This is a genomic window from Dyella ginsengisoli LA-4 (assembly GCF_000334915.1).
GTDB classification, from domain to species: Bacteria; Pseudomonadota; Gammaproteobacteria; order Xanthomonadales; family Rhodanobacteraceae; genus Dyella_A; species Dyella_A ginsengisoli_A.
Map to the genome: position 1 here is coordinate 19,997 of NZ_AMSF01000034.1, position 9,335 is coordinate 29,331.

Sequence of the window (9,335 nt, forward strand, 5' to 3'; positions counted from 1 at the left end):
AACCGTACTCAAAGCGTCCGCAGGAACGCTTCCATCGCCGCGCCACGGTACTTCTGCCGGTGCAGCAGGATCGACAGCTGACGGGTGAGGTCGAGGAACGGCGTGTGCAGCACTTTCAGGCGACCGGCGGCGACCGCATCGGTCACCGCCACCGCCGGCAGACAGGCGATGCCAAGGCCGGCGACCACGGCCTGCTTGATCGCCTCGATCTGGTCCAGCTCCAGCACGGTAAGGCCGGAGGGTAGCTGGCCCAGCGCCCGTTCACTCAGCGCGCGCGTGGCCGAACCGGGCTCGCGCAGCACCCAACGCGCCCCGGCGAAATGCGCGGCAGCCAGCCGACGACGACTTGCCAGCGGATGGTCCGGACGGGCACACACCACCAGGGTGTCGGTGCGCCAGGGGCGCACCTCCAGTTGCGGATGGGTCACCGGCCCTTCCACGCAGCCCACATCGAGGGCGTGATCGAGCATCGCCGCAGCGATCGCCTCGGTGTTGGCCACGCGCAGGCGGATCGTCACCTGCGGATGCGCCTCGACGAAGCGCCCCAGCAGCTCACCCACCCGGTAGTTGCCGACGGTGTTGCTGGTGCCCACCCGCAGGTCGCCCCCCAGCATCGCGTCGCCAGCGCCATGGCGGCCGAGCTCGGCGTAGCGCTCGAGCAGCTCCTGCGCCAGTGGCAGCAGCTCCCGGCCGCGGGGATTGAGATGCAGCCGCCCCCGTTCGCGGTCGAAGACCGTTGCGCCGAGCTGATGCTCCATGTCGCGCAGCGCCATGCTCGCGGCCGGCTGGGTCAGGTGCAGCTGCCCGGCCGCGGCACGCACGCTGCCGAGCGTGGCGACCTGGACGAACACCTGGAGTTGGCGCGGGCTGATGTTGATCATCAGCAAATCTTATACGCAAAGTAAGTTATTCGAAGTTTTTCTGAATGTGATGCCGGAGGATCATGGCGCCATCGAAACCGGAGCCTTACCGTGACTTCCCCCCACTCGCCCGCCGCCGCGCCGGCAACCCCCGCCTCCCCCGCCCTGCTCGAGCGCGTACCGGGCCTCGCGCTCACGCTGGTGATCGCCATCGCGGCCTATTTCCTCGGCCAGCGCTTCCGCCTGGTCGGCGGGCCGGTGATCGGCATCGTGCTGGGCATCGTCATCGCCAACGTCATTACCTTGCCCGCGCGGGTGCGACCCGGCGTCCAGTTCGCCTCCAAGCAGGTGCTGCAGTGGTCGATCATCGCGCTCGGATTCGGCCTGAGCATCGACCAGGTGGCCAAGACCGGACTGCAGTCGCTCTCGGTGACCCTCGTGACGATGAGCGTGGCGTTCGTCTCCGCCTGGGCGCTGGGCCGGTGGCTGCGCGTGCACGATGACCTGAAGATCCTGATCGGCGTGGGCACGGCCATCTGCGGCGGCTCGGCGATCGCCGCGGTGACGCCGATCCTGCGCCCGGACGAGCACGACACCGCGTTCGCGATCTCCACCATCTTCCTGTTCAACCTGGTCGCGGTGCTGCTGTTCCCGCTGCTCGGCCACCTGCTGCACCTGTCCGACCTCGGCTTCGGCATGTGGGCCGGTACCGCGATCAACGACACCTCGTCGGTGGTGGCCGCCGGCTACAGCTACAGCCGCACGGCCGGCGATTTCGCCACCATCGTCAAGCTGACCCGTGCCACCCTGATCATCCCGGTGTGCATCGCGCTGGCGATCGCCGTGGCGGTACGCGAGAAGCGTCGCGGCGGCAGCGACTTCAAGCTGTCGCGCATCTTCCCGTGGTTCATCCTGTGGTTCCTGGTCGCCTCGGCCGTGCGCTCGGCCGGCTTCGTCCCCGCCGCGCTGCAGGCCCCGCTGCACGAGGCGGCCGAGTTCCTGATCGTGGTCGCCCTGACCGCGGTGGGCCTGTCGGCCAACCTGCGCCGCATGGCCTCGACCGGCGTGCGTCCGATCCTGCTCGGGCTGGGCGTGTGGGCGGCCGTGGCGGTGAGCAGCCTCGCCGTGCAGCTGGTGATGGGCCAGCTCTGATCCCCGGCTAGCTGCAGCTGCGGAATACGACGGGCCGGTGCCGATCGCACGGCCCGTCGGCGCGCAGCCAGGTTTCGCCCGCCACTACCTCCGTGCAGGGCCCAAGCGTGCAAAGGCGGATCGGGCGACGCTCCGCTTCCCCGCGCAGGCGATCGAGTACCCGACGCAGCAACGCACCCGAGACCGGCGTGTAGAGATAGAACGCGGTGCCTTCGCCAAGGTCCGCCTCGCAGAGATCGCCCTGCACGAACACGGCACGGACCAGCCCGAGATCGGCGGCACGGACCCGGGCGGCCACCACGTAGGCCGCCTGCCACTCGATACCGATGCAGCGCGCCGGCGTGCAGATCGCGGCCAGCAGGGGCACGTGCCCCAGACCGGCACCCAGATCCATCAATGCGTCGTCGGGGCCGAGTCGCAGCTGTTCGAGCGCGTCGAAGATGTGCCGCGCGGGCGTCGGCTGGTAGAACACCATGTCCGTCCCCAGCGGCTGCAGGGCCGTTTCGCCGGGGACGAGGTCGAGCAGGCCGCCGATGAGCGCGTCGAGGGCGTCGTAGCGGTCGCTGGATGGCGCCTGGCCGACACCCGGCGTCGTGCCGGCGCGGACCAGGCCGAGCAGCGCGTCACGCCCTCCACCGCACCGTATCGACTCGCGCACCGTCCCGTGCAGCGCATGGTCGACCGCCTGCAGCCGCGCCTCCAGCACATCGAACCGCTGCGGCAGCGTACGATCGCCCGATGCGTCGACCACGGTCCGCCACGCTTCGAGCTGGTCGAGCGCCTCGTCGCGCTCGCGCCAGCGGGCGGGCTCCGACAGCCGGGCGTCCCGTTCGATCCGGTCCAGCCAGCCGGCGAGCGGCCCGTCCTTTCGCGGCACGGCGTCATCCGCCATGTGCGGCACGCGGCGGGCCTTACGCCCGGCCCTGCTCCACCAGCGTCAGCGCGACCTTGTCGCGCAGGTAGACCGGCAGGGCCTGCTCGGGCGGCAGCAGATGGCCGAGCGCGGCCTCCTGCACGGCCAGCCGCGCCACGTGCGCGGCCTGGGGATAATGCGCGCCGCCCGCGGACACCAGCCGCTTGCCGGCGAGACGATCGGCGATCGCCGCGTGATACGTGGCCCAGCCGCTGCCGACCACCTGCCACGCATCGGCATCCGGCAGGACCAGCGCGTCGGCGGTGGTGACACGCTCTTCATCCAGCGGCTCGAGGCCGCCGCGGGCATCGCGGCGGTAGCAGGCGGCGTAGACCTCACCCATGCGCGCATCGATCACGGCGAGGATCGCCGCCCCGGCGTCGTCTTCCGGCGCCTCCAGCGCCAGTGCCGCCAGCGAGGAGACGGTGATCACCGGCCGGTCCAGCGCCAGTGCCATGCCCTGTGCCAGCGAGATGCCCAGCCGCACGCCGGTAAACGCACCGGGGCCGCGCCCCACCGCGATGGCGTCCAGGGCATGCCGGCCGAGGCCGGCCTCGGCCAGCAGGGCTTCGGCCATCGGCAGCACCAGCTCGGCGTGCCGGCGCGGTGCCAGCTCGCTGCGCGCGATCAGGCTGTCGCCGTGCACCAGCGCGACGGAACAGGATTCGGTGGAGGTTTCGAGGGCGAGCAGGTTCATGGACGCTCCATGATACCGGGGCCGGCGGCGTACCAGTCGATCCGGCGGGTCAGGTACATGGTCAGCGCCACCGCTGCCAGCAGCACGAACGAGCCGATCAGCAGCGCGTACTGCTCCGCCGCGATCAGGCCGTAGAGGATCGCGTAGACCAGTGCCAGTGCCGTGCCGAGGATCAGGCCCGCCCGCCGTACGCGCAGCACCGCCGCGGCGTAGCCGCCCACGATGCCCACCACGCTGAGCGCGGCCACCGCGTAGGCCGCGGCGAAGGCGATCTGTTCGGACAGCGCCAGCAGCACCACGTAAAACGTCGCCAGCGCGGCACCGACCATCAGGTATTGCACCGGATGCACGCGCAACCGCCGCAGCACCTCGACCAGGAAGAACGCCAGGAAGGTCGCGCCGATGAACAGCACGCCGTATTTCCCGGCGCGCAGGTTGCGCTGGTAGACATCCACCGGCTGGTACAGCTGCACGCCGAACGCGGCGTCGCGCAGGGCGGCCTCGACACGGCCGTCGCCGTCGCGCCAGTGCTGGCCGAAACTGCGGTTGAGATCGAGCACCCGCCAGTGCGCCTCGAACGCGTCCGCCGTGACCGAACGCTCCATCGGCAGCGCCGCGCCGGTGAAGCTCGGATCCGGCCAGGGCGCCTTCACGCGCACGTCGGTGGTGCGCGCCAGCGGCAGCCAGGCCATCGACCCGGTGCCGGCCAGGTGCAGGGTCATCGAGAACGTGATCGGCTGGTCGCCCAGCGCATCGAGGTCGAACGGGATCACCACGCTGGCCAGCCCGCCCAGCTGGCGCGCGGAAGAACGGAAGCGCGCCGGCAGCCCGTTGATCTGCAGGTCGTCCACTCCCTGCAGGCCGCGCAGGTCACCGAGCGGCAGCTGCAGCTCGGCATGCTGCCCCTGCCAGGTGCCGGCGGCATCGCGCCGGAACTGCGCCAGGTCCTGTGCCGTGAAGCGCCCGGCCAGCTTCACCGTGGAGGCGAACGCCGGCACGCGGTAGATGCCGTACTGGCGCACCTCCACCCGCATCGTGGCATCCACCTGCGCGTCGTCCGGCAGCACGATCTCGGTGCCGGCGTGCCAGCGCGGCTCGCCGCCCTCGCCCACCCCGTCGGGGATCCGCAGCGGCACGGCCAGCACCAGCCCGCCGAGCACCTGCCTTCCGCCCCAACCCTGCGCGACCTGCGCCGCGGCCTGGTCGCGCATCTGCTCCCGTTCGGCGACCAGTCCGCGCACCTGCGCCAGCGGTATCAGCATAACCAGCGCCAGCAGCCCGATTCCGGCCACCCTGGCGGTGACCGTCTGTGTCCATCCACGCATGATTCGACCCTCCCGGAAAGTCTGCATGGCACCAGCCCCGTCGGGCGGGAGCGTGGCCATCCGTGGCGGGAAGGAGACGGTCCGCGGGCGACCTGCTTGCGCGGGCAAAAACAAAGGGCCGCCCGGAGGCGGCCCTTGTGCCGGGAAACCTGCCGAAGCTCAGCCCGGCATTTCCTCCAGCTCCATGCCCTTGGTCTCGCGCACCGCCGACATCACGAAGAACAGCGAGATCAGCGCGAAAGCGGCATACAGCCCGTAGGCGAAGGTCAGGCCGATCTGCGCCAGCGCCGGGAAGGTCGAGCTGATCACGAAGTTGGCCAGCCACTGCGCCGAAGCCGCCACCGCCAGCGCGATCGCGCGGATGCGGTTGGGGAACATCTCGCCCAGCAGCACCCACACCATCGGACCCCAGCTCAGGCCGAAGAACACCACGTAGGCATTGGCCGCCACCAGCGCCACCGGGCCGATCGAATGCGGCAGCACCAGGTCGGCACCCGTGCCGGTGGCCTGCGAGAAGCACCACGCCATCACGCCGAGGGTCACCGCCATGCCGGCCGAGCCGACCACCAGCAGCGGCTTGCGGCCGATCTTGTCGACCAGCGCGATCGCCACCAGGGTCACCAGCACATTCACCACCGAGGTGGCCACGGTGATGGTGAACGAGTCGGCTTCGCTGAAGCCCACCGAATGCCACAGCGTGGACGAGTAGTAGAAGATCACGTTAATGCCGACGAACTGCTGGAACACCGACAGCAGGATGCCCACCCACACCACCGGCAGCAGGCCCGCGGTCGGGCCGCGCAGGTCGCGCAGGCGCGGGCGGTATTCCACCTTCAGGCTGTGCGCGATGTCGCCCACTTTCTTGTCGAGCGCGCTGTCGCTGCTCATGCCGAGCACCTGGCGCAGCACGTCCTTCGCCTCGGCCAGCCGGCCCTTGGCGACCAGGTGGCGCGGCGACTCCGGCACGCCGAGCACCAGCGCGCCGTAGATCAGCGCCGGGATCACCGCCACCAGGAACATCCAGCGCCACGCGGCCAGGCCGAAGGCCAGCTTGTTCGCCGCGCTACCGGCGGCCCCGGCCAGCCAGGCATCGCTGAGCAGGGCGACGAAGATGCCGAGCACGATCGCCAGCTGCTGCATCGAGCCGAGGCGGCCGCGCACGCGCGCCGGCGAGACCTCGGCGATATAGGTCGGCGCGATCACCGAGGCCACGCCGACGCCGATGCCGCCGACCAGACGCCAGAAGATCAGGTCCCACACGCCGAAGGCCAGCCCCGAACCCAGCGCACTGATCGCCAGGAACAGCGCCGCCACCTGCATCGTGCGCACGCGGCCGAAGCGATCGGCCAGCGAGCCGGCGTACCACGCGCCGGCCGCCGAGCCCAGCAGGGCGCAGGACACGGTGAAACCGATCTCGCCCGCATTCAGTGCGAACGCGCCGCGCACCGCATCCACCGCGCCGTTGATCACCGCGGTGTCGAAACCGAACAGGAAGCCGCCCAGGGCGGCCGCCGCCGCGATCACCACCACGCGCAGCGTGGCGTGCTGCTCGGCGTCGGCCGAGGTCTCCGTCGTTGCCATCGTTGTTCCCACCCCTCTGTGTGAAGTCCGGCCGATTCTGCGATGCGCGCACGGCGCGTTCGGCCTGAATACGTATGCATCCCGCACCGCACAAAGATCGGTGCGGCAACGTCCTAGGTTAGCCGGTTTGCGCCGGCGCGGGCGCCTGGGCGAAGAATGCGCGCACCTCGCACGTTCGCAGCATGGCGGCAGGCTGGCCAAGGGCGGCGCGCCCCTTGCCGGACAGGTACCGGCCGCGCAGTACCCGCACGACGCGATCGGGCATGTTGCGGATCAGGTGACCGGGGGCGCGACCATGGCATCCGTGCCACGTACTCTGCGCGGCCCCTTGGTTCCAGTCGCGCCCCGGGATCGCTGCGCGCACCGGCTAGACACGCTTGCGCTGGAATCCCCCCCCGAGTCCCCCGGGAGCATATGGCGCGGCATCCGGCGGCATCGGACCCAAGGCATTACCTCACAGGTAATCGCCCCACCACGGCCGGCGGCGCAAGCTGCGTGCGCATTCACCACGGAGCACGCGAAATGAGCGCTACCCGCCAGCTGATCGACAACTACCTGCGCACCTGGAACGAGACGGACGCGCCGCGTCGCCGCGCGTTGATCGAGAAGGTCTACTCCGAGCGCGCGACCTACACCGACCCGATGACGCAGGCCTGCGGCCGGGAGGCGATCGACGCCACCGTTGCCGCGGTGCAGGCGATGTTCCCCGGCCACGTGTTCAGCCTCGCCGGCGACGTGGACGCGCACCACGACCTGGTGCGCTTCCAGTGGAACCTCGGCACCCCCGGTGCCGCCGAGCCGCTGGTCGTCGGCTTCGATGTGGTCGAGCTGGACAACGGACGCATCGATCGCGTGCACGGATTCCTCGACAAGGTGCCCGTGGCAGCCTGAGCCGGGCGACGCGTTGCGCCGCGGCCGGTTCGGGCGAATGCGGCGGCGGCATACCGGGCACAACCATTCCAGGAGGTTTTTCGCATGAGTCGCTTCACCACGACCGACGGCACGGAGCTGTTCTACCGCGACTGGGGCAACGGCCAGCCGATCGTCTTCCTCGCTTCCTGGGCGCTGGACTCGCGCGCCTGGGACAAGCACATGCTCCACTTCAGCGAGCGTGGCTACCGCTGCATCGCGCTGGACCGCCGGGGCCACGGCCGGTCGGACGATCCGGGCCGCGGTTACCATCTGGACCGGCTGGCCGACGACGTCGCCGAGCTGCTTCTCCATCTGGACCTGCACGACGCCAGCTTGGTCACCCATTCGATGGCCAGCGCCGAATGCACGCGCTACCTGGCACGATACGGCAGCGCCCGCGTGGCCCGCGTGGTGTTCCTGGCGCCGACCGCGCCGAGCTACGCCGAAGCAAGCCGCGCCCCCTGGACCATGGATGCGGCCACCTCCGAAGCGGTGATTGCCGCCATCCGCGATGACCTGCCGCGCTGGCTGGCAGACAACGCGGAGGGCTTCTTTCTTCCGGGCCGGACCGGCACCACGCCGGAATACGTGTGGCACACCATCGACATCATCCGCGACGCCTCGCTACAGGCGCTGGTCGAATGCTATGTCGCCAAACGCGTCGACCTGCGTGCGGAACTGGCCGCCATCGACGTGCCGCTGCTGGTCATCCACGGCAGCTGCGATGCGAGTGAACCCGTGCAGCAGGGCCGTGCCATCGCCTCGCTGGTGCCGCATGGCCGTTACATCGAATATGACGGCGCGCCGCACGGCATCTACCACACGCACGTCGACCATCTGGTGGAGGACATCGCCCGATTCCTGCAGCCGGCCATCGCGGCGTGACGGCGCGGCACCGCATTGCTTCCGGGTCACGCCCGCGGCATGGTCGAGGCCGCTCGACAAACCCGGCCCGGCGCGCTTCACGGGACCGCCTTGCCGCGGGGAATCCAGCCGCCGCTACCGGCGCCCTGCAGAGCTATAGACACCGGGCGCTACATCAGCCCGAGACGCTTTGACATCATGAGCTCGATGAACGTCCAGCCTACCGAAACGTCGCGCCCTGTCGGCGATCTGCTACGCGAATGGCGCCGGCACCGGCGCCTGTCCCAGCTCGAGCTCGCGACCGGCGCGGAAATCTCGACGCGACACCTTAGCTTCGTGGAGTCCGGCCGCTCCCAACCGAGCCGCGACATGATCCTGCATCTGGCCGAATACCTCGGCGTGCCTTTGCGCGAACGCAATGCACTGCTGGTCGCCGCCGGCTTCGCGCCCGCCTTCCGCGAGCGGGCGCTGGATGATCCGGCGCTGGCCACCGCACGGAGCACCATCGACTTGCTGCTCAAGGGTCTCGAGCCCTATCCCGCGCTCGCCATCGACCGCTACTGGCAACTGGTCGCCAGCAACCAGGCAACGCTGCGACTGCTGGGCGGTGTCGCGCCGGAATTGCTCGAAGCTCCGGTCAACGTGCTGCGCCTGAGCCTGCATCCGGCGGGTCTCGCCCCGCGTATCCGCAATCTGAGCCAGTGGCGCGCGCACCTGCTGCATCGTCTGCGCCAACAGATCGACGCCAGTGGCGATCCGCAGCTGATCGCGCTGCTGCGCGAACTGCAGGCATTGCCGGTACCGCCCGGCATCGCCGACACCGACGCCAGCCCGACCATCGCGGTGCCGCTGCAACTGGAGGTCGACGGCCACCTGCTCTCGATGCTGAGCACCACGACGGTATTCGGCACACCCGTCGACATCACCCTGGATGAACTGGCCCTCGAGGCATTCGTGCCCGCCGATGCGGCCACCGCCATGCGCCTGAGGGCCATGGCCGAGTGAGCCTCCGCGAGGCATGCCCCCCCCCC

10 protein-coding genes are annotated in these 9,335 nt (G+C 70.2%); 4 read left to right on the top strand and 6 right to left on the bottom strand.

The window, feature by feature from the left end:
- Nucleotides 1-8 precede the first annotated feature (8 nt).
- Nucleotides 9-881 (bottom strand): LysR family transcriptional regulator, encoded by an 873-nt coding sequence (locus C693_RS0110110; RefSeq protein ID WP_017462155.1) that lies wholly within the window; start codon nt 879-881, stop codon nt 9-11.
- A 90-nt stretch (nt 882-971) separates the two neighbouring features.
- On the opposite strand from C693_RS0110110, the gene C693_RS0110115 reads away from it, so the two are divergent.
- Entirely contained in the window at nt 972-2,012 is a 1,041-nt protein-coding gene (locus C693_RS0110115) for a YeiH family protein (protein ID WP_017462156.1), read from the top strand.
- Nucleotides 2,013-2,019: 7 nt separating this feature from the next.
- On the opposite strand, the gene C693_RS21525 is transcribed toward C693_RS0110115, so the two are convergent.
- The 5 genes from C693_RS21525 to C693_RS23675 all read right to left on the bottom strand — a co-directional run bounded on the left by C693_RS21525 (nt 2,020) and on the right by C693_RS23675 (nt 6,793).
- Nucleotides 2,020-2,889: a hypothetical protein gene (locus tag C693_RS21525; protein ID WP_157798591.1), complete on the bottom strand. Its 870-nt coding sequence runs from the start codon at nt 2,887-2,889 to the stop codon at nt 2,020-2,022.
- Between the two features lie 34 nt (nt 2,890-2,923).
- Nucleotides 2,924-3,622 (bottom strand): tRNA (adenosine(37)-N6)-threonylcarbamoyltransferase complex dimerization subunit type 1 TsaB, encoded by a 699-nt coding sequence (gene tsaB / locus C693_RS0110125; RefSeq protein ID WP_017462158.1) that lies wholly within the window; start codon nt 3,620-3,622, stop codon nt 2,924-2,926.
- A complete protein-coding gene (gene creD / locus C693_RS0110130) occupies nt 3,619-4,947 on the bottom strand; it encodes a cell envelope integrity protein CreD (RefSeq protein WP_017462159.1) in 1,329 nt (442 codons plus the stop codon). The genes tsaB and creD overlap by 4 nt, the downstream gene beginning before the upstream one ends.
- A gap of 159 nt (nt 4,948-5,106) precedes the next feature.
- The gene (locus C693_RS0110135) at nt 5,107-6,528 is read right to left on the bottom strand and encodes a sugar porter family MFS transporter (RefSeq protein WP_017462160.1); all 1,422 of its coding nucleotides are present in this window, start codon (nt 6,526-6,528) and stop codon (nt 5,107-5,109) included.
- A 118-nt stretch (nt 6,529-6,646) separates the two neighbouring features.
- A complete protein-coding gene (locus tag C693_RS23675) occupies nt 6,647-6,793 on the bottom strand; it encodes a hypothetical protein (RefSeq protein WP_017462161.1) in 147 nt (48 codons plus the stop codon).
- A 257-nt stretch (nt 6,794-7,050) separates the two neighbouring features.
- Here C693_RS23675 and C693_RS0110145 point away from each other — a divergent pair, with 257 nt between their 5' ends.
- The 3 genes from C693_RS0110145 to C693_RS0110155 all read left to right on the top strand — a co-directional run bounded on the left by C693_RS0110145 (nt 7,051) and on the right by C693_RS0110155 (nt 9,309).
- Nucleotides 7,051-7,419, top strand: coding sequence for a nuclear transport factor 2 family protein (locus C693_RS0110145; protein ID WP_017462162.1), 369 nt, complete (start codon nt 7,051-7,053; stop codon nt 7,417-7,419).
- Nucleotides 7,420-7,503: 84 nt separating this feature from the next.
- Nucleotides 7,504-8,325 (top strand): alpha/beta fold hydrolase, encoded by an 822-nt coding sequence (locus tag C693_RS0110150; protein ID WP_017462163.1) that lies wholly within the window; start codon nt 7,504-7,506, stop codon nt 8,323-8,325.
- Nucleotides 8,326-8,511: 186 nt separating this feature from the next.
- Nucleotides 8,512-9,309: a helix-turn-helix domain-containing protein gene (locus C693_RS0110155; protein ID WP_026107325.1), complete on the top strand. Its 798-nt coding sequence runs from the start codon at nt 8,512-8,514 to the stop codon at nt 9,307-9,309.
- The last annotated feature ends 26 nt before the right edge of the window (nt 9,310-9,335 follow it).

Excerpts from the sequence above, each read along its gene's own strand:
- C693_RS0110150 (WP_017462163.1), top strand. The coding sequence starts at position 7,504 with ATGAGTCGCTTCACCACGACCGACGGCACGGAGCTGTTCTACCGCGAC.
- C693_RS0110110 (WP_017462155.1), bottom strand. The coding sequence starts at position 881 with ATGATCAACATCAGCCCGCGCCAACTCCAGGTGTTCGTCCAGGTCGCC.
- C693_RS0110135 (WP_017462160.1), bottom strand. The coding sequence starts at position 6,528 with ATGGCAACGACGGAGACCTCGGCCGACGCCGAGCAGCACGCCACGCTG.
- C693_RS23675 (WP_017462161.1), bottom strand. The coding sequence starts at position 6,793 with ATGCCCGATCGCGTCGTGCGGGTACTGCGCGGCCGGTACCTGTCCGGC.
- creD (WP_017462159.1), bottom strand. The coding sequence starts at position 4,947 with ATGCGTGGATGGACACAGACGGTCACCGCCAGGGTGGCCGGAATCGGG.
- C693_RS0110155 (WP_026107325.1), top strand. The coding sequence starts at position 8,512 with ATGAACGTCCAGCCTACCGAAACGTCGCGCCCTGTCGGCGATCTGCTA.
- C693_RS0110145 (WP_017462162.1), top strand. The coding sequence starts at position 7,051 with ATGAGCGCTACCCGCCAGCTGATCGACAACTACCTGCGCACCTGGAAC.
- tsaB (WP_017462158.1), bottom strand. The coding sequence starts at position 3,622 with ATGAACCTGCTCGCCCTCGAAACCTCCACCGAATCCTGTTCCGTCGCG.